The 24,656-nt window shown below is 35.1% G+C and carries 24 protein-coding genes; 5 read left to right on the top strand and 19 right to left on the bottom strand.

The window, feature by feature from the left end; genetic code table 11:
• Positions 1-253: 253 nt before the first annotated feature.
• The 3 genes from CKV71_RS07020 to CKV71_RS07010 are packed head-to-tail and all read right to left on the bottom strand — an operon-like array spanning position 254 to position 2,253.
• Positions 254-991: a pseudouridine synthase gene (locus CKV71_RS07020; protein ID WP_095105148.1), complete on the bottom strand. Its 738-nt coding sequence runs from the start codon at positions 989-991 to the stop codon at positions 254-256.
• On the bottom strand, positions 984-1,532 hold the full coding sequence (scpB, locus tag CKV71_RS07015) for an SMC-Scp complex subunit ScpB (RefSeq protein ID WP_095105146.1): 549 nt from the start codon (positions 1,530-1,532) through the stop codon (positions 984-986). Before scpB ends, CKV71_RS07020 begins: the two co-directional genes overlap by 8 nt.
• Positions 1,516-2,253, bottom strand: coding sequence for a segregation and condensation protein A (locus CKV71_RS07010; RefSeq protein ID WP_167376389.1), 738 nt, complete (start codon positions 2,251-2,253; stop codon positions 1,516-1,518). Before CKV71_RS07010 ends, scpB begins: the two co-directional genes overlap by 17 nt.
• A 96-nt stretch (positions 2,254-2,349) precedes the next feature.
• Between CKV71_RS07010 and CKV71_RS07005 the strand changes: the two genes are divergently transcribed.
• Positions 2,350-2,886 (top strand): DUF309 domain-containing protein, encoded by a 537-nt coding sequence (locus tag CKV71_RS07005; protein WP_095105142.1) that lies wholly within the window; start codon positions 2,350-2,352, stop codon positions 2,884-2,886.
• 89 nt (positions 2,887-2,975) lie between these two features.
• Here the strand turns inward: CKV71_RS07005 and xerD are convergent, their stop codons facing one another.
• The 3 genes from xerD to CKV71_RS06990 form a co-directional block, all read right to left on the bottom strand.
• Positions 2,976-3,875, bottom strand: coding sequence for a site-specific tyrosine recombinase XerD (gene xerD / locus CKV71_RS07000; protein ID WP_095105141.1), 900 nt, complete (start codon positions 3,873-3,875; stop codon positions 2,976-2,978).
• A 22-nt stretch (positions 3,876-3,897) separates the two neighbouring features.
• Complete coding sequence (fur, locus tag CKV71_RS06995) at positions 3,898-4,350, bottom strand: ferric iron uptake transcriptional regulator (protein ID WP_095105137.1); 453 nt, start codon at positions 4,348-4,350, stop codon at positions 3,898-3,900.
• Positions 4,351-4,455: 105 nt separating this feature from the next.
• Positions 4,456-4,998, bottom strand: a complete 543-nt coding sequence (locus CKV71_RS06990) for an NUDIX hydrolase (protein WP_095105133.1) — start codon at positions 4,996-4,998, stop codon at positions 4,456-4,458.
• 85 nt (positions 4,999-5,083) lie between these two features.
• Between CKV71_RS06990 and CKV71_RS06985 the strand changes: the two genes are divergently transcribed.
• Positions 5,084-5,992, top strand: coding sequence for an aldo/keto reductase (locus CKV71_RS06985; protein WP_095105129.1), 909 nt, complete (start codon positions 5,084-5,086; stop codon positions 5,990-5,992).
• Between the two features lie 48 nt (positions 5,993-6,040).
• Here the strand turns inward: CKV71_RS06985 and CKV71_RS06980 are convergent, their stop codons facing one another.
• Positions 6,041-6,805, bottom strand: a complete 765-nt coding sequence (locus tag CKV71_RS06980) for an SDR family NAD(P)-dependent oxidoreductase (protein WP_095105124.1) — start codon at positions 6,803-6,805, stop codon at positions 6,041-6,043.
• Positions 6,806-6,952: 147 nt separating this feature from the next.
• Here CKV71_RS06980 and proC point away from each other — a divergent pair, with 147 nt between their 5' ends.
• Positions 6,953-7,762, top strand: coding sequence for a pyrroline-5-carboxylate reductase (proC, locus tag CKV71_RS06975; RefSeq protein WP_095105119.1), 810 nt, complete (start codon positions 6,953-6,955; stop codon positions 7,760-7,762).
• A 61-nt stretch (positions 7,763-7,823) separates the two neighbouring features.
• Here the strand turns inward: proC and rnz are convergent, their stop codons facing one another.
• Positions 7,824-8,744 carry a ribonuclease Z gene (gene rnz / locus CKV71_RS06970; RefSeq protein ID WP_095105114.1) on the bottom strand — a complete coding sequence of 307 codons (921 nt, stop codon included), beginning with the start codon at positions 8,742-8,744 and terminating at the stop codon, positions 7,824-7,826.
• A gap of 139 nt (positions 8,745-8,883) precedes the next feature.
• On the opposite strand from rnz, the gene zwf reads away from it, so the two are divergent.
• Positions 8,884-10,368, top strand: a complete 1,485-nt coding sequence (gene zwf / locus CKV71_RS06965) for a glucose-6-phosphate dehydrogenase (protein WP_095105111.1) — start codon at positions 8,884-8,886, stop codon at positions 10,366-10,368.
• 157 nt (positions 10,369-10,525) lie between these two features.
• Positions 10,526-11,389, top strand: coding sequence for an effector binding domain-containing protein (locus tag CKV71_RS06960; protein ID WP_095105108.1), 864 nt, complete (start codon positions 10,526-10,528; stop codon positions 11,387-11,389).
• Positions 11,390-11,439: 50 nt separating this feature from the next.
• Here the strand turns inward: CKV71_RS06960 and gndA are convergent, their stop codons facing one another.
• The 11 genes from gndA to recN form a co-directional block, all read right to left on the bottom strand.
• The gene (gene gndA / locus CKV71_RS06955) at positions 11,440-12,849 is read right to left on the bottom strand and encodes an NADP-dependent phosphogluconate dehydrogenase (RefSeq protein ID WP_095105104.1); all 1,410 of its coding nucleotides are present in this window, start codon (positions 12,847-12,849) and stop codon (positions 11,440-11,442) included.
• 75 nt (positions 12,850-12,924) lie between these two features.
• Positions 12,925-14,058, bottom strand: a complete 1,134-nt coding sequence (locus CKV71_RS06950; RefSeq protein ID WP_095105101.1) for a M20/M25/M40 family metallo-hydrolase — start codon at positions 14,056-14,058, stop codon at positions 12,925-12,927.
• 359 nt (positions 14,059-14,417) lie between these two features.
• Entirely contained in the window at positions 14,418-15,395 is a 978-nt protein-coding gene (locus CKV71_RS06945; RefSeq protein ID WP_095105099.1) for an aromatic acid exporter family protein, read from the bottom strand.
• A gap of 11 nt (positions 15,396-15,406) precedes the next feature.
• On the bottom strand, positions 15,407-15,844 hold the full coding sequence (gene brxB / locus CKV71_RS06940; protein WP_095105097.1) for a bacilliredoxin BrxB: 438 nt from the start codon (positions 15,842-15,844) through the stop codon (positions 15,407-15,409).
• 96 nt (positions 15,845-15,940) lie between these two features.
• On the bottom strand, positions 15,941-17,230 hold the full coding sequence (locus CKV71_RS06935; RefSeq protein ID WP_095105093.1) for a dihydrolipoamide acetyltransferase family protein: 1,290 nt from the start codon (positions 17,228-17,230) through the stop codon (positions 15,941-15,943).
• Between the two features lie 18 nt (positions 17,231-17,248).
• Entirely contained in the window at positions 17,249-18,232 is a 984-nt protein-coding gene (locus tag CKV71_RS06930) for an alpha-ketoacid dehydrogenase subunit beta (RefSeq protein WP_095105091.1), read from the bottom strand.
• Positions 18,232-19,224 carry a thiamine pyrophosphate-dependent dehydrogenase E1 component subunit alpha gene (locus CKV71_RS06925; RefSeq protein WP_095105089.1) on the bottom strand — a complete coding sequence of 331 codons (993 nt, stop codon included), beginning with the start codon at positions 19,222-19,224 and terminating at the stop codon, positions 18,232-18,234. The genes CKV71_RS06930 and CKV71_RS06925 overlap by 1 nt, the downstream gene beginning before the upstream one ends.
• Positions 19,225-19,242: 18 nt before the next feature.
• Positions 19,243-20,667, bottom strand: a complete 1,425-nt coding sequence (gene lpdA / locus CKV71_RS06920) for a dihydrolipoyl dehydrogenase (protein WP_095105088.1) — start codon at positions 20,665-20,667, stop codon at positions 19,243-19,245.
• A gap of 10 nt (positions 20,668-20,677) precedes the next feature.
• A complete protein-coding gene (buk, locus tag CKV71_RS06915) occupies positions 20,678-21,736 on the bottom strand; it encodes a butyrate kinase (protein ID WP_095105087.1) in 1,059 nt (352 codons plus the stop codon).
• A 318-nt stretch (positions 21,737-22,054) separates the two neighbouring features.
• The gene (locus CKV71_RS06910) at positions 22,055-22,945 is read right to left on the bottom strand and encodes a phosphate acyltransferase (protein ID WP_095105085.1); all 891 of its coding nucleotides are present in this window, start codon (positions 22,943-22,945) and stop codon (positions 22,055-22,057) included.
• A 27-nt stretch (positions 22,946-22,972) separates the two neighbouring features.
• Positions 22,973-24,652, bottom strand: a complete 1,680-nt coding sequence (gene recN, locus CKV71_RS06905) for a DNA repair protein RecN (protein ID WP_095105084.1) — start codon at positions 24,650-24,652, stop codon at positions 22,973-22,975.
• Positions 24,653-24,656 lie beyond the last annotated feature (4 nt).

The following is a 24,656-nucleotide window of genomic DNA, read 5'->3' as shown; positions in this document are numbered from 1 at the left end:
AATATCAATTTCGTTGTATCATTCATCTTTTTTATATGTTTAGAGTTGTTAGTATTGGATATTTTAAAATTTAACATCGTTCATTTGTCGATTAGTATTGCCTACTTTATAACAAATAATTTTTCACTACAAAGGATATTATATCATAAGCATATATCAACAAGATAATTGAAACTAAGAGTTTGCGAACACAACGTAAAATATTGTGTAAAGTTTCACAAAGATTTTGCTGCAATTTTATGCTTTTTCAGATTTAACCGTTCTCGGCCAAGTTTCTGAGCTTTTTAACTTCATGCGGCGTCATTACACGCCCTTCACCAGCATTTAAACCTTTAAGTGTTAAAAATCCGCCTAACTCAATACGTGAAAGTTTAGTAACTTCGTGCCCAAAATGTTCAAACATACGGCGTACTTGACGGTTTCTGCCTTCTGAGATTGTAATTTCTACTACCGTTGTATTTTTTTCTTGGTTTTGATTTTTGATTTTGATTTCAGCTGGATGCGTTTTACCATCTTCTAATTGAATACCTTTTTCCAGCGCTTTGACTTCATCTCTCATTAAGTATCCTTTTAATTTAGCAACGTACTTCTTCTTGATTTTATATCTCGGATGTGTCATTAGATTAGTGAATTCTCCATCGTTAGTTAACAGCAATAACCCTGAAGTATCATAATCTAATCTGCCCACAGGATAAATTCGCGTTTCCAAGTCATCGAAATAATCCGTTACAACTGTTCTGCCGCGATCGTCTGAAACGCTGGTAATGACTTGTGCCGGTTTGTAAAAAAGAATATAAAGTTTATCTTCTTGTTCTAACTTAACACCTTCTACTTCGACATTATCAGAAGCTTTAACTTTTGTGCCTAATTCAGTTACTGTTTCACCGTTTACTTTAACTTTCCCTTCAGTGATTAATGTTTCCGCTTTTCTGCGTGAAGTATAGCCGCTGTTTGCAATTCTCTTTTGTAATCTTTCTAATTCTTTACTCATTATTATCTCCTTTTTGGTTAATCAAATTATTGAAAAATGATTCTATTTCTTCTTCCTCTTCTTCGGTTGTCGGAAGCTCATCCAAGTTTGCCATACCAAAAACATTCAAGAATAACGGCGTTGTATAAAGTTGTTGACTGCGTGAGTTATCTTCTGCTTTAGCTTCAACTAAACCTCTTGCAATCAACGTCTTAGCTGCACCATCCGAATTAATGCCGCGAATTAATTCAATATCGCTTCTTGTTACGGGTTGATTATAAGCGATAATGGATAATACTTCCATTGCTGCTTGCGAGAGTTTCATATTCGATTGATTTTTAATCAACTTTTCAATATATGGAGCAGCTTCGGATTTAGTAGTTAAGACATATGTAGTACCATATTGTTGAATCATTAAACCAGGAGCTTGGTAGGATGCTGCAAGTTCATTTAACTCATCTTCGGTTATTTCCAATACTTCCATTATTTGTCTGGCTTCTAAGCCTTCATCCCCTGCTGTGTATAATAAGCCTTCTAATATCCCCTTATGCTCCAATGCCATAATTTACACCTCTTGTAATACTGATATCTGCAAAATCTTTATCTTGGTTAATTTGTATAATTCCCGATTTAGACATTTCTAAAATTGCTAAGAAATGAGTCACCACTTCTTCTGTCGTTTCTTTAAAAGTGAAGAGACTGAAAAAATTAAAAGAGTTAGAAAGTGCGAGCTTTTCAGTGACTTGTTTTGATGCTTGTTCAATAGTAAACGTTTCTTTTTGAATTGTTACACTTTTAGGTGTATTGAAAGAAGTTCTGGTTTTGATTCTTTGATACGCCATGATTAATTCTGTTAAATCAATAGTTTGAGTAGCGTCCCAGACTTCTACAGTCTCTAAATGACTTAAATCTGTAGGATGTTTGCTGTAATAATTCTCTCTTTGCGCTTTCATTTCATTCAGAAACTCTGTATATTCTTTATAGTTCTGATATTCAATTAATCGGCCGACTAAATCTTCACGCGGATCATCTAATTCACTTTCTTCCTCTACGTCATACTGAGGTAAAAGCATTTTGCTTTTAATCATCAATAATTCAGAAGCTACAACTAAATATTCGCTGGCGATATTAATTTCTAATTTTTTCATAGCGTGAATATAATTCATATATTGCTCTGTTAAAGCTTTCATCGGAATATCGTAAATGTCGATTTCATATTTATGTATCAAATGAAGCAATAAGTCCAAGGGCCCATTGAAAGCATCTAGTTTAACTTCGTACATTTCGTTCTCCTTTAATTGCATGTTACGTTTGTCATTCAGTAAAATATTATACATGAATAGTCTAATAAAATAAATCAGAAGCAGGAGGTGAAGACAATGGAAGAAGCATTACTATCTTATTTTTATCAATTTCATGCTAAACAACATTATTTTTTATGTCATGACATTTTAGAAGAAGCATGGAAAGCGCAATCTTCCTATTCTAAAAAAGATGCTGTAGTCAGTCTGATATTATGCGCAACAGGATGTTATCATTATCGTCGTGGCAACTACAAAGGTGCGGCAACTTTATTTAAACGGGCGTACCGTGTAGCAGATTATCAGAATAACAATATGGAAACCTTAGGAGTAAAGCATCAGGCCTATTTGGATTTGCTCACACAATTATGTGAAAATGCTAGCCAACAATGCAGTTTCCAAGTTATCGAATTACCTCTTCTCGCTACAACTATTAAGAAACTGCAGCAATGTTATCCATATTATACAGTGATGACCTATATTAATGAAAGACCGTATATTTATGACCATCATTTATTAAGAGATCGACATGAGGTAGAACAAGCTAGAATAGAAGCGTTAAAAAGAAGTAAATTAAAATGGCAGAAAGATAATAATAATATAGAGGGAGAATGATTATTTTGTACCTTTCTAAAAATTAAAAAATAGCTATGAAGAAACCTGCAATTAAAGATTTCTTTATAGCTAAACTAAGTATCTTCGGATTAAGCTCTAGGATGAAATTCGTTATACATTTTTCTGATTTGTGATTTTGAGACATGAGTATAAAGCTGTGTAGTCGAAATATCTGAATGTCCCAACATCTCTTGAACCGCTCTTAAATCAGCACCATTTTCGAGTAAATGAGTAGCAAATGAATGTCTAAGTGAGTGCGGTGTCAGTTTCTTTTTGATATTAGCTTTAACGCCATATTGTTTGATAAGTTTCCAAATACCTTGTCTAGATAAAGGTTTGCCATGCATATTTAAGAATAAAACGTCCGTAACTGTTTGTTTCAACAACTGCGGTCTGACTGTTTCGATATATTTTTTTAAATAATCTATTACAGTCTCGCCTAAAGGAATAATACGTTCTTTGCTGCCTTTACCGAAAACTCGCACAAATCCCATGATTAAATTGACATCTTCAACGCGCACATGAATCAATTCTGTCACACGCATTCCAGTCGCATACAATAATTCTAAAATGGTGCGGTCTCTGTAACCGTTATTTTTTGACAAATCGGGTGTTTCTAATAATGCGAGTACGTCCTCAACATCTAATACATCAGGCAAGCGCCGTTCATATTTAGGCGTTTCAATTAAAACAGTCGGATCTTTCGCTGCATAACGTTCTCTTAAAGCAAACTGATGAAAACTTCTGACAGTTGAAATAAAACGAGCAATAGACTTAGCTGAATGTCCATCATCATGCAAGTATCCTAAGCATTGTTGAATAATTTCACGGTCTATAAAGTCTATATTATTAATTTTCTTTAAAACCAGATACTCTTTATATTTATTCAAATCTCTTCGATAAGCGCCGATTGTATTCGCACTTAATCCTTTTTCAATTTGAATAAATTTTAGGTATTCTTCGATAACCACATCATAATTGGTTTCCATCACACTTCACCTTCTTACCTTGTCATACTTCTTTTTTCTTTTGTTGACATTCATTGCAAATGCCATGAAATGTAAGACGATGATCTAAGATTTTAAAATTAAATTCATTTTCTACGCGTTCTTCAACTTTCGGCAATAAATCTTCAGCAATTTCCTCAACTTTGCCACATTCCATGCAAACTAAATGGTGATGGAAGTGTTTTTCGCCTTCTTTTTTCAAATCAAAGCGAGATACACCATCTCCGAAGTTGATCTTATCAACGATCTTCAACTCTGCAAGCAACTCTAATGTTCTATACACTGTTGCCAAACCGATTTCAGGCGCTTTGTCCTTTACTTTCAAATAGACATCTTCAGCACTAAGGTGATCAGATTCATTCTCAATCAAAACTCTTAAAGTTGCTTCACGTTGTGGAGTTAATTTATAAGATGATTGTTGTAATTGCTGCTTCACGCGTTTTAAACGTTCTTCCACGGAAGCCTCACTCCTCTACTAATAATTATAATCATTTTAATTTGTTTAATGACTCAATTATTAAATTACCAGTATTTTGTTAAAAAAGCAACTCATTCTCACTCTTTATTTAGAATGATTATAATTTGATAATAGATGTTGAAGAGCTATTAAAGTTTTTGAATCTGTAATTTCTAAGTTTGCTACTAAATCATTGATTTCATCAATACTTAACTCTACTTGTTCGACAAATTCATCAGGGTCTAAATGGACATTTCCTTTCTTCAACTTATCTGTAAAATAAATGGAGATTTTCTCATTTGCGAAGCCTGGAGAAGTATAAACATCTGCAATTAATTCTAAACTTTCAGCGATATATCCTGTTTCTTCTTCTAATTCGCGATGTGCAGCTTCCTCAGGATCTTCCCCCTCCTCTAATTTTCCGGCTGGAATTTCTAATAATACTTTTTCAACTGGTTTACGATATTGTTTCACAAATACGACTTTATTTTCAGGTGTAAGCGCACAAACTGCTACAGCTCCTGAGTGGTTTACAATCTCTCGTTTGGATGTATCTCCGTTCGGCAACTGTACTTCATCGACATCAACATCAATAATTTTTCCTGAATAGATATGTTTTTTACTAAGTGTTTTTTCTGTTAAGTCCATTATAATCACGTTCCTTTTAACTATTTTGATTTATTGCTAAACTAGGATTGTTAGACAATTAAAGTGTATCGAAAGGAGTAGAAACATGCAAAAGAATGTTTTGAAGAGCGGATTAGAGATATCTGAATTAGGTTTAGGGTGTATGAGCCTAGGAACAGAAAAGAAGCATGCACAAGCTATTATTGAACGTGCAATTGAATTAGGAATTACTTATTTTGATACAGCTGATATGTATGATAAAGGGATAAATGAGAAATTAGTCGGTGAAATTCTGAAACCTTATCAAAATACGGATGACATTGTTATCGGCACTAAGGTAGGAAATCATCTGAAAGCAGACGGCACTACTTTCTGGGATCCTTCTAAAAAACACATTAAAGAAAGCGTTAAGCATTCATTGAAAAACCTTGGCGTAGATGAGTTGGATTTATATCAACTTCATGGCGGTACGATTGATGATCCACTAGATGAAACAATCAGTGCATTTGATGAATTGAAGAAAGAAGGTCTAATTCGTGCATATGGGATATCTTCTATTCGCCCTAACGTTATCAATTATTATTTAGAGCATAGTGATATCGATACATGGATGGCGCAATTTAATTTAATTGATAATCGTCCTGAAGATTTATTCCAAGCAGCACACAAAAAAGGCGTAAAACTCTTAGCACGTGGTCCAGTGTTTAAAGGATTGTTAACTTCTTCTAGCAATCAAGCTTTAGATGATAAATTCAATGACGGTATTTTTGATTACAGTTATCAAGAATTAGGCAGTACGATTGCTTCTCTAAAAGAAATTGAACATAACTTAACAGCATTGACGTTTAATTATTCCCGTGCTCAAGATGTGCTTGGATCTATTATTGCAGGCGCAAGTAGCGTAGAACAACTTGAAGAAAATGTAAGAAATCTTAATACAGAAGTAGATTTTAATCGTATTCAAGCAGCTCGTAAACGTGTAAAAGACCTTCATTACACAAATCATTTAAATTAATAGAAAACCAGATGGAGTGGCATGTTATTGGGAACCCCCCCTAATATGTCACTCTTTTTTATTATTAAATAATTTTGGAAAAGCGCGTTCTAACTTTCTGGGTGCTAATTGGTATAATTTAAGTAAACTGTTCAGCCATTTGGGTGCATTTAACTCAGCTTTATTACGCAGCATATAGATTATTATTTGGTTGGCTAGTTTATCAGGGTCTAACATCAACTTGTCCACTTGAGTTGCATACTTCAAGGTAGGATCTGCTTTTGCATGGAAAGGCGTACGAATAGGCCCTGCGTTCACTGTTAAAATATGATAATTCGGATGCTCGAGACGATAAGTATTCAATACTTGGTTGAAGGCAGCTTTACTTGCTGCATAATGGCCGCTATGAGCTTGTGTAGAGTGTGCAGCTAAACTGCTGATGCCTATAATATAAGGATGTTCTGAAAAACTATGAGCCAAATGATTTAATAAGATGTTGAAATGAACGACATTGATTCTGTATGTCTCAAGCATCTCTTCTTCGCTATGTGCACTGATTGACTTGAAATAACCTAAACCAGCACTATGTATAAGGCCATTAATTGTTGCATGCGCAAAGTCCAAACGTTTAATTTGTTCTGCTGAGTTCAAATCACATTGCACTGCCTGAAGTAAATGTGTGTTATGCGGAAAAAAAGTTTGCTTGAATTTAGTCATACTTCTGACGAGGAGGGTCACCTTTGCTCCCCTTTCCAGTAGTACTTTTGTTAAAGCGTAGCCTAGCCCGCTTGTCCCTCCTGTAATGACAAAATGCTTTCCAATTAAGTTCTCCATAGCGTGAATTACCTCCTGTTTATAACTTCAAAGATGTTTGATTAACACCATAACAGGTAAATAATAACATTGTTGTGTCAAATATGTGCATGAATTGTGCTATCATATAAAATATCTTATTACTAATACAGGGAGTGCTATTCAATAATGAAAATTGTATTTTATGGTTCAGGCAATATGGCACATGCTATTTTTGCAGGTATCATTGATTCTAACGTAATTGATCCTAATGATATTTATATTACGAATCGTTCGAATGAAGCGGTTCTTAAAGGGTATGCTGATGAATTAGGTGTGAATTATAGTTATGATGATGCTGCGTTACTAGCAGATGCAGACTTTGTTTTTCTAGGTACAAAGCCTTATGATTTCGAATCATTGGCCGACCGTATTCGTCCATACATTACTGATCAAAATAAATTTATTTCTATAATGGCTGGCATTTCAATTCAATATATCAGAAAAGAATTGGAACATGATAATCCAATTGCCAGAATTATGCCGAATACTAATGCTCAAGTAGGTCATTCAGTCACTGGATTGAGTTTCTCGAAAAATTATCCTGAAGACGCACGTCAAAAAGTCGTCGATATTGTGAATGCGTTTGGTTCAGAACTTGAAGTTCAAGAAGACGCGTTGCATCAAGTTACGGCGATTACTGGAAGCGGTCCTGCTTTCTTGTATCATGTATTTGAGAAGTATGTAGAAGCGGGCGTGAGATTAGGATTAGACAAAGAAGAAGTTGAAGAATCTATCCGTAATTTAATCATCGGTACTGGTAAAATGATTGAACGTTCTGATTTGAGCATGGAACAATTAAGACAAAACGTGACGTCTAAAGGTGGTACAACACAGGCCGGCCTTGATGCTTTATCTCAACATGATATCGAAGGTATATTCGAGGATTGTTTTAAAGCTGCTGTTAAACGTAGTAAAGAACTTTCAAATAAAGAATAATATATATGAAGAACCGCTAAAAAGAGTTGAATCTATTCATCCTCTGCTTCAGCGGTTCTTTTTAGATTGTAAAAGTATCAAAATCTCTGACAAATTTAAATTTTAAATCTGGGTATTGATTCTGTAACTCAGCATAGAGCTTATCTATATCATTTAGATTGTAACGATTGCTGATATGATTTAATAATGCTTGTTTCGCTTCTGATTCTTCTAGCAAAGATAAAACGTCAGCAATATGACTATGATGATGGTTATCTGCTAATGTTCTATCGCCATCTATATATGTAGATTCATGGACAAGAACATCGACTCCGTGTGCGATTTTAAGTTCATTTTCACACGGCATTGTATCTCCGAAAATTGCGATTTTCGGACCAACTTTTGCTTCCCCTTTAAATTCTGAAGATTGATAGATTTTATCATTGAAAATAAAGGTCTCAGAATCTTTTACTTCTTGATATTTTGGTCCAGGTTCCATTCCAATTTCACGTAAGGCAGCAACATTTATTTTTCCTGGTGTAGTCGGTGCTTCAATACGATAACCGAACGAAGGTACACCATGATTCAGATGGTACGCAGTAACTGTAATGCCTTCATGTTGGTAATGCAACTGTTCATCAATTTCAATAAAGGTAATTGGATAATTCAAACGTGAAAGTGAAGCTTGCAGTGTGATCTCAATGTATTCTTTGATACCTCTAGGACCTACTATTGTTAAAGGTTTATTTTCGCCGCCTTGGAAAGAACGACTGGTCAATATGCCTGGCAATCCATAGATATGATCGCCATGCATATGCGTTATAAAGATATGATTAATTTTTCCGAGTTTAATAGAATGATGCAGAATTTGATGTTGTGTCCCTTCCCCTGCATCAAAGAGCCAGATAGAATTAGAATATGGTTCCAAGTTGAGCGCTATAGCTTGTGTATTGCGTTCTTTGGTCGGCAAAGCGGCGCCTGTACCGAGAAATGTAATTTCCATAACAACGCTCCTCTCTATTCGTAAGTGTACCATAATAATATATCAGCGTTCACGTACAAATTTAAGCAAAAATGTGTTATAACATTTCTGCATAGTCTATAATAATAGCATAACTTATTAAGAATTGAGGTTTTGAATCTTGAGTAATAAAAGAAAGCATATACCATGTTTGATTACAATATTTGGAGCAACCGGCGATTTAAGTCATCGCAAACTTTTTCCATCGCTCTTTCACCTATACCAACAAGATAATTTAGATCAACATGTTGCAATCATTGGTATTGGCCGGCGAGATTATTCTAACGATGAATTTCGCAAACAAGTTAAAGCATCAATACAAGCTCACGTAAAAGATACAAAACATCTTGATCAATTTATGGAACATGTATTCTACTTTAAACATGATGTTAGTGACGAACAAAGTTATGACGAATTATTGCAATTCAGTAATCAATTAGATTCTGAATTTGGTTTAGAAGGCAACCGTCTCTTCTACTTAGCAATGGCTCCTAACTTCTTCGGCGTAGTTACTGATTATTTGAAATCCTCAGGGTTGACTAAAACACGTGGATTTAAACGATTAGTTATTGAAAAACCTTTCGGTAGTGATTTAGCTTCAGCAGAAAAGTTAAATAAACAAATCCGTAAATCATTCAAAGAAGAAGAAATTTATCGTATCGACCATTATTTAGGTAAAGATATGGTACAAAATATAGAAGTTTTAAGATTTGCAAATGCTATGTTTGAACCATTATGGAACAATAAATATATTTCTAATATCCAAGTTACTTCATCCGAAGTTCTCGGTGTTGAAGATCGTGGCGGTTATTATGAAACAAGTGGTGCTTTGAAAGATATGGTTCAAAACCACATGTTGCAAATGGTAGCATTATTAGCAATGGAGCCGCCTATTAGTCTGAACAGTGCTGACATTCGCGCTGAAAAAGTTAAAGTACTTAAATCACTACACCCTCTTGGTGCTGAAGATGTAAGAACTAACTTTGTCAGAGGACAATATGGTGAAGGAGAAATCAATGGTCAATCTGTAGTCGGTTATAGAGAAGAAGATCGTGTAGCAGATGATTCTGATACCCCTACTTTCGTTTCAGGTAAAGTGATGATTGATAACTTCAGATGGGCAGGCGTACCATTTTATATTCGAACTGGTAAAAGAATGAAACGTAAATCTATTCAGGTTGTAGTTGAATTTAAAGAAGTTCCAATGAATTTATATTATGAAAAAGATAAACACTTAGATTCAAACTTGCTTGTGATTAATATTCAACCTAATGAAGGTGTCTCTCTGCATTTAAATGCTAAGAAAAATGTACAAGGTATTGAAACAGAACCCGTTCAACTTTCTTACTCTATGAGTGCTCAAGATAAAATGAATACAGTAGACGCATATGAAAACTTATTGTTCGATTGCCTAAAAGGCGATGCAACAAACTTTACACATTGGGAAGAATTAAAATCAACATGGAAATTTGTGGATGCAATTCAAGAAGAATGGGATCAAGTGATTCCAGAATTCCCTAACTATAAATCAGGAACTAATGGACCATTGGACAGTGAGTTATTATTAAGTCGTGACGGTTTCCATTGGTGGGACGATATTCATTAATTAACAATTAAAGAGTTAATACTAAATATAGACAAGTTTGTGCTTATTTTTTGCGCAGGCTTGTCTATTCTTTAACCCTTTTTTAAAGGAAAAATATTAGGAAATGCGGTATAATAAAAAGCAAAAGTAATTTACGGTAATTTTAGGAGTGAAAAGTTTGGACGTTATCAAGCAAATTCAGCAGGCAATTGTTTATATCGAAGATCGCGTCATTGAGCCTTTCCATTTGCAAGAATTGAGTGATTACGTCGGTCTTTCTCCCATGCATCTTGATCAGTCTTTTAAAATGATTGTGGGTCAGTCTCCAAGTGAATATGCAGAAGCTAGAAAACTAACTAAGGCAGCAGAAGATGTTATTCAAGGTTCATATCGTTTAGTCGATATTGCTAAAAAATATCATTATGAAGATACAAATGCTTTTGCGAACGCTTTCAGCGACTATCATGGAGTATCGCCGATTCAAGCAAAGGTAAAAGAAGATGAATTACGCATGCAAAAACGTCTATATATAAAAATAACTACAACAGATGCTCCGCCATATACATATCGGTTAGAAACATCTGATTCCTATACATTAGTAGGCTATGCCCGTTTTATCAATACAGAAGATTTAAGCAATCCATTTGTAGTGGCAGATTTTATTGAAGACTTGCTGGATAGCGGTAGAATTAAAGAACTCCAAAGATATAATGATATGAGTCCGCATGAATTATTTGTTGTTAAGTGTCCGTTAGATAACGGTGCTGAGATTTTTGCCGGCGTACCAAGTGAACGTTATCCTGCCCATTTAGAGAGTCGCTACTTACCATCGAGACAGTATGCTAAATTTAATTTGCAAGGAGAAATTGATTTCGCGGTAAATGAAGCATGGCACTATATTGAGACGAGATTGCAATTGACCTTACCTTACGAGCTTAATAGTTTATATGTTGAAATTTATCCATTTGATATTTCATTTGAAGATCCTTTTACTAAAATACAATTATGGTTGCCGATCGACCCAGATATTACGAATGATTAAATAGAAAAAGCACGGTTGAAATTTTTCAACCGTGCTTTTTGCCTTATTAATTATTTTTCCTCTGCCCAATGTGTATGGAAAGTACCTTCTTGGTCTTTACGTTGGTAAGTGTGTGCACCGAAGTAATCACGTTGTGCTTGGATTAAGTTTGCAGGTAAGTTTTCTGAGCGATAGCTGTCATAGTAATTGATACTTGCAGCAAATCCTGGAGTTGGAACACCATTTACTACGCTTTCAGCTACAACATCGCGGAGTGCTGATTGATAATTTGTAACGACCTCTTTGAAGTAAGGGTCAAGTAATAAATTGTGTAAATCAGCGTTATTGTCATAAGCATCTTTGATTTTTTGCAAGAACTGTGCACGGATAATGCAACCTTCTCTCCAAATCATAGCCAAATCACCAAGTTGCAAGTTCCAATCGTGTTCTTCACTTGCTTTACGCATTTGAGCAAATCCTTGAGCATATGAACAGATTTTACTCATGTATAATGCTTTGCGGATTTTTTCTAAGAATGCTTCTTTATCTCCATTAAATTGAGGTGAAGGTCCTTCTAATTGTTGAGAAGCTTTCACACGTTCTTCTTTCATTGAAGAGATGAAGCGTGCAAATACTGATTCAGTGATTATTGTTAAAGGAACACCTAATTCTAAAGCATTGATTGAAGTCCATTTGCCTGTTCCTTTTTGGCCAGCTTTATCCATTACTTTTTCAACTAATGGTGTGCCGTCTTCATCTAGTTTATTGAAGATTTCTCCAGTGATTTCGATAAGATAGCTATCAAGTTCACCTTGGTTCCATTCTTTGAATGTTTTAGCAATTTCAGTATGAGACATGTGTAAAGCATCTTTCATAAGTGCATAGCTTTCAGCAATTAATTGCATGTCAGCGTATTCAATACCATTATGCACCATTTTTACATAGTGACCAGCTCCGTCTGGGCCGATATAAGTGACACAAGGTGCACCGTCTTCTGCTTTAGCAGAAATTGCTTCTAAAATATCAGATACTTTGTCGTAGGCTTCTTTTTGTCCGCCAGGCATAATTGAAGGGCCTGTCAAAGCACCTACTTCACCACCGGATACACCTGTACCGATAAAGTTGATACCACTTTCAGCTAGTGCTTTATTTCTGCGGATTGTATCTTGATAGTTAGTATTACCTCCATCTATTAAGATATCTCCATCATCTAATAATGGTAATAAGCCTTCAATAGTAGCATCAGTAGCTGGACCTGCTTTAACCATTAATAAAATTTTGCGTGGACGTTCTAATGAGTTGACGAATTCTTCTAAAGAATATGTGGGGTGAATATTTTTACCTTTAGATTCTTCAACCATTTGTTCTGTTTTTTCTTTTGAACGGTTGTAAACTGATACTGAATAACCACGTGATTCAATATTCCAAGCTAAGTTTTTACCCATTACGGCTAAGCCGACTACACCTATTTGTTGCGTCATATTACTTACCTCTCTTATTAAAAATTTTCTACCTCATTGTAACACAATTCAGAGTCTTCCTCACTCATTCAAACTTTACTTTGTATGACTGACGATTTTAACAATATTAATAAGTTGTTGTGCTAATAAATTTAATGATTTAATTTCCATTCTTTCTTCGGTAGTATGAATATTTTCATAGCCAATTCCAAGTATAACAGTTGGAATACCTAAAGCGTTGATTATATTTCCGTCTGATCCGCCACCAGAAATTACTGTATTTCCGCTCAATTGAAGTTCTTTGGCACTTTCTATGGCAATTTGTGTCACTTCTGCATCTTCAGATACTTTAAATCCTTGATAACTTTCTTCGACTTCAACGTCTGCTGTACAGCCGTATTTTTCTGCTGTTTCTTCAAAAACTTCTTTCATGTGTTGGATTTGTGTTTTGATTTTTTGAGGAGAATGAGAACGTGCTTCTGCATGCAATGTCACTTCATCTGCAACAATATTAGTTACAGAACCGCCATGAAAACTGCCGATATTAGCAGTTGTCTCTTCATCAATTTGTCCTAATTTCATCTTGCTGACTGCTTTAGCGGCAATATTAATGGCACTGACTCCTTTGTTCGGCGTACTTGCGTGTGCTTTCTTACCATGAATAACTGCTGCAATTTTCATTTGTGTAGGCGCTCCTAGAACTGTAGTACCTACTGGCGCACTTGCATCTACAGCATAACCAAACTGGGCATCTAATAAATCAGGATTTAAAGCTTTAGCACCTAATAATCCTGATTCCTCTCCAACTGTAATTACAAATTGAATTTGGCCGTGTTGGATATCTTGTTCTTTTAGAGTTCTGATTAACTCAAAGATTGCAGCCAATCCAGCCTTATCGTCTGCACCAAGCACAGTTGTGCCATCTGAATAGATATAGCCATCATCTTTAACGATAGGTTTAACGCTAATACCAGGAATCACAGTATCCATATGGCTAGTGAAATAAATTTTATCGATTTGATTAGAAGCATCTTTATGTGCTGGCAGTGTACATACTAAGTTGTTTGCGCCTAATCCTGGTTGTTCGCTAGCGTGGTCTTCTTTAACATCAAGACCTAAATTTTGAAATTTTTCTTTTAATATTGGTTGAATAAGTTCTTCATGACCCGTCTCTGAATCAATTTGTACGAGTTCTAAAAATGTATCGAGTAATCGTTGTTCATTAATCATGTCAATTCCCCTTTCTCTTATAATATTAGTGTATATGAATATTTAATTTCAGAAAACTTATATGTTTCAAAGTATGTAGTAAATTTGTGATATAATAGTGGGAAATCATGCCCATTGCATTGGTGCTTTATGTGTTTTAAAATGTAAAACATTACGTAATCAATGCGACAAGGCAAGCAATTATTAGAGGAGAGTTGAAAGTGTTTAAAGGTAAAGTATCTAAAATTGTTATTATCGTCATGTTAGTTGCAGTAATTGTTGCACTGATTCTTTCAAGTTTAGCACCATTAATGCAATAATTAACGCAAAAAAAGCTTGGGAGCGGGACATTAAAATGTCTCAGCCCAAGCTTTTTTATTTTAAACTTCATGGTACATTTTTAAAGAACCGAATTGAGATTTAATTTGTAAATATCTCTCTAATTCATTCACAATTTGTATTTCGTTTGCTCTATTAATAAGTGCTTCTTTACTATCCGGTAATGCCTGGTCATACAATTCAATATGGAGCTCATATAATGAATATAAACGCATTGCAGTATAGTCATTGCTGTTTACATTTTTAGCTATTTCTGCAAATAGTGTTCCTAAACGATGTAAAATGGCATCTTCAGACTCCATTGACTTTAAAATATACTGGATACGCTCTATAATTTCCAATTGTTCTTCGCGCATATCGAAATAATGGTAATAAGAATTTTCATTACGGACGTAATGATTTTTAACATCTCGGAAAGCAAAAGATTTCGCTTTTTGAATCTCAGTTGATACTTCTTTCAAAGGTACTTCAACACTGTAATTAACATCGAAACAAGCTTTGCTGAAAGTATAAAAAATCTCAGTGAATTGCTTTTCGATTTTATGTTTATATTCCTCTAATTTATTATCTAAGCTCGGCATGATCATATTCATTAAAAATGCAATGCCTAATCCAACAATTAATAATAATACTTCATTCACAAATAAATGAAAATCTATTACTTTAGCATTGAAAACGTGCAGTAGAATTACACAGCTTGTCACAATACCTTCTTGAACACCTAACATAACAGTTAACGGAATAAATAAGAGTACAATGAGACCTAATACAATGGCATTCTGGCCAAGTAAGCTGAAGATAACAGAACCTAATATAAGTATGAGAATACAGGATACAAAACGGGAAATAATTGCTTGTAGGGAATGTACTTTGGTGTGTTTAATACATAAAACAACTAAAATGGCACTTGAAGAAAAATTATCTAAACCAATTAATTTGGCAATAATTATTCCCAGTGCCATTCCTACAGCAGTCTTAATCGTTCTAAATCCTATTTTATAGGGATTTAAACGTTTCATCTGCTAACCTCTTAGCGTTCTTCGCAATATTTTTCAAATAAGCTTTGAAGTTGATTAATAACATCCATGATATCATGTCCTTCAATTTGGTGACGTTCAATCATTTCAGCAATTTTACCATCTTTTACAAGTGCAAATGATGGACTTGATGGCGCATAACCTTCAAAGTAGTCACGTGCTTTTTGAGTTGCTTCTTTATCTTGACCAGCAAATACTGATACTAAACGATCCGGCATTTTATCATAATGCAAAGCGTGCTCTGCAGCTGGACGTGCAATGCCGCCAGCACAACCACATACTGAGTTGACCATCACTAAAGTAGTACCGTCTTGTTTCAACACTGCATCTACTTCTTCCGGTGTTGTAAGTTGCTCGTAACCTGCATTTTCAATTTCATTACGTGCTTGATTCACAACATCATTCATATATAAATCGAAATTTAAATCCATATCGATATCACCTTTCAGTCTTAGTAAAGTTCATACTTTATTCTACTAATTAATTTGACATTCTTCAACATGCTTGTTCTAGTCGAAGAATATATTTTAATAAATATGCGTATGTTCAATAGAATATTGTTCAATACGTTCTTTGATATAATTCATAAATCTGCCCGCTTGCAAACCATCGAGTATACGGTGATCTATGGAAATACAAAGGTTAACCATATTACGGATAGCAATCATATCATCAATAACCACTGGTTTTTTGACAATAGATTCAACTTGTAAAATAGCTGCTTGAGGATAGTTGATAATCCCCATCGATGATACGGAACCGAATGTTCCTGTGTTGTTGACAGTAAATGTGCCGCCACTTAAGTCTTCTTGTGTTAATTTATTATTTCTGGCTTTCTGTGCCAATGTATTAATTTCACGTGCAATACCTTTGATGGATTTTTCATCTGCATGATGAATCACTGGTGTGAAAAGCTTATCTTCGACAGCGACTGCGATAGAAATATTAATATCTTTATGCACTTTGATTTCAGAACCTTGCCAGCTGCTATTAAGCATAGGAAAGGCTTTAAGTGCTTCTGCTGCTGCCTTTACAAAGAAAGCAAAGAACGTCAGGTTATAACCTTCATCTTGTTTGAATTTATTTTTATAATGGTTTCGTGTGTTAACTAAGTTTGTAGCATCGGCTTCAATCATCATCCAAGCATGCGGGATTTCAGTCACGCTCGTAACCATATTCTTAGCAATTTGTTTTCTGACACCGTTAACTGGAATAGAATCTGTATTTGAAGATGTATTATTTTGAGCATATGTTTCATTAAGAGTTGGTGTATCTGCAACTTCAATAGAAGTTTGATCTTGAACGTTTGATTGTTCGAGCATCATGTCTGGATTTTGAATCACATTTTCAATATCTTTTTTTGTAACTCTGCCTTCAAATCCAGTACCTTGAACTTGTGAAAGGTCTATCTGATGTTCAGATGCAAGTTTAAATACGACAGGTGAGAAGCGACCGTTATTCAACGGTTGATTAGATGTTAAGTTAGTATTACTTTTCTGATGTTCATGAGTTTCATTTTTAGAAGACTTTTCTTCGTCTTTCTTCTCTTCAGAGTTTTCTTTTTCAGGAGCTGAAGTTTGAGTGTTTTCACCTTCTATTTCGCAAATCGGAGTCCCAACTTTGATTGTCTCTCCTGCTTCTACTAAGATTTTAGTGATTGTACCTGCTTCTGTTGAAGGGACTTCTGCGGTTACTTTATCTGTTATAACTTCACAGATCGGCTCGTATTCTTCGATAGTGTCCCCTACTTCAACCAACCACTGTTCGATTGTTCCTTCATGTACACTTTCACCTAATTTAGGCATATTGATTTCCATTTAAAGTCCTCCTAGCGATTAAAAGCGCGCTAATTCAAGCATTTTTTCTTTAATTTTATCAGGGTTCATCATAAATTCATCTTCTAATACTGGAGAGAATGGCATTGCAGGAACATCCGGTCCAGCAAGTCGCATAATTGGTGCATCTAAGTCGAAGAGACAGTTTTCTGCAATGATAGCGGAGACTTCTGACATAATGCTGCCTTCTAAATTATCTTCAGTTACCAATAAAATTTTTCCAGTACGTTTTGCTCGATTGATAATTGTTTCTTTATCAAGTGGATATACTGTACGTAAATCAACAATTTCTGCGTCTATGCCCTCTTCAGCTAATACGTCTGCAACTTGCAGACAGTAATTGACACATAAACCATATGTGAATACTGTTAAGTCGCTGCCTTCACGTTTCACATCTGCTTTACCTAATGGCACAGTGTAATATTCTTCAGGTACTTCTTCTTTTAATAAGCGGTAAGCTTTTTTATGTTCGAAATAAAGTACTGGATCATCAGATTCGACTGAAGCTAATAATAAACCTTTAGCATCGTAAGGGTTGGACGGGATGACGATTGTAAGCCCGGGTGTTGATGCAAAGACACTTTCAATACTTTGTGAATGATATAAGCCCCCATGGATGCCCCCGCCGAACGGTGCACGGATAGTTAATGGCACGTTCCAATCGTTATTAGAACGATAACGTGTTTTAGCTGCTTCACTCATAATTTGGTTTGTCGCAGGTAAGATGTATTCTGCAAATTGAATTTCAGCAATAGGTCGTTTGCCAAGCATTGAAGCACCGATAGCTGTTCCGACAATGTTGGATTCTGCTAAAGGTGTATCGATGACACGTTCGATGCCGAATTTTTCTTGCAATCCTAAAGTGACGCCGAAAACGCCACCTTTTTTACCGACATCTTCTCCTAAAACAAAAACATTCGGGTCTTTTTCCATCGCTTGAAAGATGGCCTGTTGAATGGCGGATAAGTATGTTAATTTAGCCATTATTCCACTCCTCCTTCTGCATACACAAAGGTATAAGTCTCACTTGGATCTGGATAAGGGGAAGCTTCAGCTTCTTTAGTTGCTTTCTGTACAATTTCTTTGTTGGCCTTTTCAATTTCAGTTAACCAGTTTTCATCAATAATTCCAAGATCTAATAAATGTGTTTTGAACTTAATGTTGCAATCTTGTGTTTTTAAATCTTTACGAATTTCTTCGCTGCGGTATTTATCATCATCATCAGAGGAATGAGCTGTCATACGTGTACACATAGCTTCTAATAAGGTAGAGCCTTCTCCATTTAGTGCACGTTCTCGCGCCTCTTTCATCGCTTTATACATTGCGATAGGATCATTGCCATCTACTCTTTCACCGTGAATACCATAGCCTAAAGCTCTATCTGATAATTTGTCGGCTGCATATTGTAAATTAGAAGGAACTGAAATGGCATATTCATTATTTTCAATCACACAAATAAATGGCAACTTTTGTACTCCAGCAAAATTCAAGCCTTCGTGAAAATCACCTTGGTTAGAAGTTCCTTCACCTAGTGTCGCCATCGCAATGTTAGGTTTTTTATCCATTTTTAAAGCAAGCGCTGCCCCTACTCCTTGAAGAACTTGGGTACCTACTGGTGAACTTTGAGATAGAATATCCACTTCTTTTTTACTATAGTGTGAAGGCATTTGTTTACCAGCTGAATTGATATCGCCACGTTTACCGAATGCCGACATCATAGTTTCGGCAGGTGTAATGCCTAGATAAGTAATTAATGCTAAGTCGCGGTAATAGGGAGCTGACACATCCCCTTTTTCCATTGCAAATGCCATTCCGATTTGAGCGGCTTCTTGACCTTGACAGCTAATGACGAATGGAATTTTACCTGCTCTATTTAATAACCACATTCTCTCATCTAATTTACGACCTAAATCCATCCATTTATACATTGATTTTAAGTCTTCTTCGGTTAATCCGACAGATTGATAATCCATCATATTTGTTTCCTCCTTAATTTAAGCATGCACTGAGCGTTTTGCTGCTTTAAGTCCTGCTTCCATTAACACTTCAGAAATTGAAGGATGTGCATGAGTCGTCAATCCTAATTCTAGTGTTGATCCATTCATAAATTGCAATAAAGCAACTTCATTAATCAATTCTGTAACATGCGGGCCGATCATGCTTAAGCCTAATACAGTTTCTGTGTCTTGATCTACAACTAATTCACAGAATCCGTCTTGTTGTGTTGCGTCTTCGATGACAGCTTTACCTACAGCTTTAAATGGCACTTTAAAACTTCTGGCTTTTGTATAGTCTGCGTCCTTAGCTTCCTCTAAAGTCATACCGATAGAAGCAATTTCAGGATAAGTGTAGATACATCTTGGAATAGTATTATAATTAACAGGGATTGTGTTATCTTCGAACATGGCCTCTACAGCAGTTGTCCCTTCTTTAGAACCTGCATGTGCCAGCTGAAGTTTACCAATACAATCTCCTGCTGCATAGATATGTTGTTCTGCTGTTTGTTGATTTTCATTAACTTCAATAAAGCCTTTAGCATCTGTGGCAATCTTGGTATTGTTCAATCCTATATCAGATGTATTCGGCGTTCTGCCGATTGCTAGCAATATTTTATCTGCAGTTAGTTTTAAATCAGCTTCGTTAATTTCTATTGCTTCATCTTTTAAAGTAAAACTTTCTTGGGAAAGTTGAACATTTTCATAAATTTTAATGCCGCGATCAGTAAAATGTTTCTTTAAGTTACTGGCAATATTTTTATTTTCACTAGGCAATATACGCTCGCCGGCTTCTATCACAGTAACATCAGTGCCGAAATCATTAAGTAATGAAGCGAATTCCATTCCGATAACACCGCCGCCTACTATCACTATAGAGTCAGGCAATTGCTTCATATTGAGCAAATCAGTACTTGAAATAATTGTTTGATGATTGAATTTCAAGAATGGCAGTTCAGCTGGTTTAGAACCAGTAGCAATAAGCACATAATCATTAGGTAAGAGTTCGGATGCTCCATCTTCATATTCAACCGATATAGTGCCTGGTCTTGGTGAAAAGATAGAAGAACCTAAGATTCTACCTGTTCCATTATAAATATCTATGTGGTTATGTTTCATCAAGTGCTCAATTCCTGTATACATCTGCTGGATAATTTCATTTTTTCTATCCAAAATTTGTTTATAATTAATTGAAAAATGCTCTGTATCAATACCATATAATGAAGCTGTTTTCACAGTATGTAATACCTCAGCTGACTTTAATAATGTCTTTGTAGGAATACATCCTTTATGCAAACAAGTTCCGCCTAATAATTGATTTTCTACTATAGCGACTTTCTTCCCTAATTGAGATGCACGAATGCCTGCTACATATCCCGCAGTGCCGCCACCTAATATCACTAGGTCATATTGTTCTTCTGCCATAATCGAACTCCTAACTATAATTATTTACTTGCTCTTTATTATTCATCACATCATTTACTCTAAGTGCAAGTGTTTCCATTTCTTTCTCACCAGGAAATACAGAGACAGGCGCAATCCAATCTACATATTCAGTAATGTGATCAGTTAAAAGGCTGCTGTTAGCCAGTCCGCCTGTTAAAATAATCTGGTCAACCTTTCCTTTGAATATAATTGCTTTTTCGCCTATTTGTTTAGCAATTTGATATATCATTGTGTCGATTGCTAAATGAATAATCTCATTTTCATGATACTTTTCTATAAGTGCTCTTAGATTATTACTTCCGCATAAAGCAATAAGTCCTGATTCTTTACTCAATATATGATTCATCTCTGCTAGAGAATATTGATGGCTGTGCGCCCATTGATAAAGTGAATCGTTCGGTAAACTTCCTGAACGCTCTGGACTTAAGGGCCCTTCTCCTAATAAACCATCATTGACATCTACCACTTTACCATATTGATGAGCACCTATCGTTATTCCGCCGCCCATATGCGCGACAATAACATTCACTTGTGTATAGGTTTTATTTACAGATTCTGCATACTGTCGAGCTACTGCTTTTTGATTCAAAGCATGGAACACACTTTTGCGTTGTATTGCTTTAACACCAGTCAACTTTGCAATATCGATCATCTCATCTACTACAACTGGGTCTACGATAAAAGCAGGAATGTCAAACTTTTGAGCCAATTTAAAACCAATAATTCCACTTAAGTTTGATGCATGAGTGCCATATTTAAATTTACGTAAATCATCATACATTTTATAATTAATAGCATAGGTCCCTCCAGAAATCGGCTTTAATAAACCGCCGCGACATGCAATTGCATCGATTTCATTTAAAGCAATATCATGCTCTGCGAGGAATGCTTCAATAGCCTGTACTCTGTGTGCCTCTTGTTGTAATAAAGAAAGCTGCGTAATTTGTATATCATGTTGAAGCAATGCTTCAGCGATACAATGTTGTTGATTATAAATTGCGACTTTTGAAGAAGTGCTGCCTAAGTTGATGACTAATACCTGCGTCATATGTTCACCTGCTTTAATTTGAATTCTATGATGTTTTGATGTGAGCATTTATACTATTAATTAAATGAACCCTTTATATTTTACCTTAATTACTATGCCTTTTTAAAGTAATCATAATAGATAATAATAACTTGTTACCAACAAATAGTTATTTTCCAATAAAAAAGGAGCAGAATTATTTCATCTTCTTGTCCCAATGAAGCTAGCCAGAAACGAAAGTAGATTATAAAATAAGTGAGTTTCTTTTGCGATAGCTATAGAAAAATCGAGAAGAAGCTGAGACATTTTATGCCCCAGCTCCAAAAAAAATCAATATGATTATGAGAGAGTTCGTAATGCAAGTATTGCTGAATTCACTTTATTTTCAACAGAATCTGCTCGTGATGTCAGTACAACCGGAAACTTAGTTCCTAATATTAAACTGGCTACCTTAGCATTTGCAAAGTAAGTCAATGATTTATAAAGCGTGTTACCGACGTCTAAATGCGGTACCACGAGCACATCAATGTTGCCCGCAATTTTTGAATCGATGCCCTTTTCAATCGCACTTTCTTTATCAATTGCATTATCAAAGGCAAATGGTCCTTCTACAGTTAAGAAATCATCAGTTGAAAAGTGTGCTGAAATTTCTGCCGCATCTATTGAGGAGGGAATCTTATGTGTTGGATTTTCGACTGAAGATAATAATCCAACATTGAGATGTGCATAACCAATATTTTTAGAAAATGCTTCAATATTGCGTATCATTTTAATGCGGTCATCAATGCTTGGATGAATATTTAGCGCGACGTCACTAATCATTAACATTTGATGGTAAGACGGGATTTCAAAACAAGCAATATGATTTAAAAAGTTATTTTCATCGATAAATGATTTATGTTCGAGAATAAATCTCAGAATTTCAGCTGAGGTAACATTGCCTTTCATCAAAATGTTAATAGTAGCTTCTGATAAATCATCTGCACACTTATCATATACACTTTCTTTATCATCAAATATTCTCAAGTGGATGCGATTTAAAAATTCACCATCTACATTAAATGAACGTATGAGTTCAGTAGGATCTTTAACGCCGTAGAGTGTAACGTGACTCTGTGTTTGTCTGAGTATTTCGATGACAGAAGAAATAATGTGTTCATCATCTGCAAAAACAACACCGACATTGCCCGACAGTGACTTAGAATCAGATATTAAAGATTGAAATTGCATAAGTCAAACTCCTCTCAAATCATTATTTTATAAAGCAGCGTGATTTTGCTCAATCATCTCTTTAGCATTTTCTCGCGTGATTTTAGTGACATTGGCCCCAGATATCATACGTGCTACTTCATCAATTCTTGATTCCCCAGTTAATTCTTGGACTTGAGTAGTGGTGCGTTCATCTGTTGAAGCTTTACTGATTAATAAGTGATGATTACTCATAGAAGCCACTTGCGGTAAGTGGGAAATACAGATGACTTGGATGTATTGAGAGATATCTCGCATTTTTTCAGCCATTTTTTGCGCTGCTATTCCTGATACACCAGAATCTACTTCATCAAATAATATGGCAGTTTGTCCTCTGGATTTCACGAAGATACTTTTTAAAGCTAACATGATTCTAGACAATTCTCCGCCAGAAGCAATTTTGCCTAAACTTTTCAAAGGTTCGCCTTTATTTGGGCTAATTAAGATTTCTACTTTTTCAATACCCTCTGCAGTAGGCTCATCAAGAGATTTGAACGAAATTTCTAAATTAGCATCTTTCATTTGCAAGTTTTGTATTTCATCTACAATATGGTCCCTTAACTCTCTAGCTACTTTACGGCGTTCTTTTGAAAGTTTCTGGCCATCTTCTAATAATTTAGATTTTAATTGTTTAATTTCTTCTTTAAGATTTGCTGTACTTTGCTCATAGTTCTCTATCTTACCTATTTCATTAACCAACTTGTCTTGATACTGAATTAAATCTTGAATATCTTTACCATATTTTCTTTTTAAATTGTTCAACAAATTCATTCGCGATTCTAATTCGTTTAAATATTGCTCATCAAACTCAGTATTCGATATTTCATCGTATAACTGATGTTTCGCATCCTCTAACGTATAATAAAATTGATCTACGTGCTCTTTCAATTCGCTAAATTCATTCGGAATAATTTCGTTGATTGTTTCTAAATGCTGACTGAGTTCATATAAACGATCTGGAATTGCTTGTTCATCGGTTAAAGTAGTATGTGCTGCATTTAAGGCAACGCTTAAATTTTCAGAATTTTGTATACGTTTAATATCCGATTCTAATTGCTCAACTTCTCCTTCTTGCAAATTAGCTTCTGACAATTCGTCTGCTTGAAATTTCATTAAATCTAAACGTTGCAACAAAGCTTGATCAGCAGATTCCAGTTCATTTAATTCATTAGTTTTATCTTTATAGGTTTGATAGGTCTCTTGATATTGCTTCAGATAACGTTCGTATTTACCGTCTGCATAAGAATCCAATAATTGTAAATGGTATTTCTGTTTTAATAAGGATTGGGTTTCATGTTGTCCATGAATATCCAATAATTCTTGCATAATCATTCGCAAATCATGTAAAGTAACCGTTTGATTATTTACCTTGCAGATACTTTTTCCTGAACTGAAAATTTCTCTTTTTACTAAAAGAAAGTCTTCGTCGATATCGATATCAAGATAATGTAAAGTCTCTATGACTGACTGGTTATCATCAATATCAAAAATACCTTCAATTGTTGCTTTTTTTTCACCATGACGAACAAAATCGGAAGATGCACGCATACCAATAAGTTGACCGATAGCATCAATGATGATAGATTTACCCGCACCTGTTTCTCCGCTTAAAACTGTCAGACCGTCTGCAAAATTAATTTCTAATTCATTAATAATCGCAAACTGTTTAATTGTTAAAGTTTGTAACATGGCT

The organism is Staphylococcus piscifermentans (genome assembly GCF_900186985.1).
Lineage (GTDB): Bacteria > Bacillota > Bacilli > Staphylococcales > Staphylococcaceae > Staphylococcus > Staphylococcus piscifermentans.
Note: the sequence above shows the minus strand (reverse complement) of the source record. Positions and strands in the feature narration are given on the sequence as shown.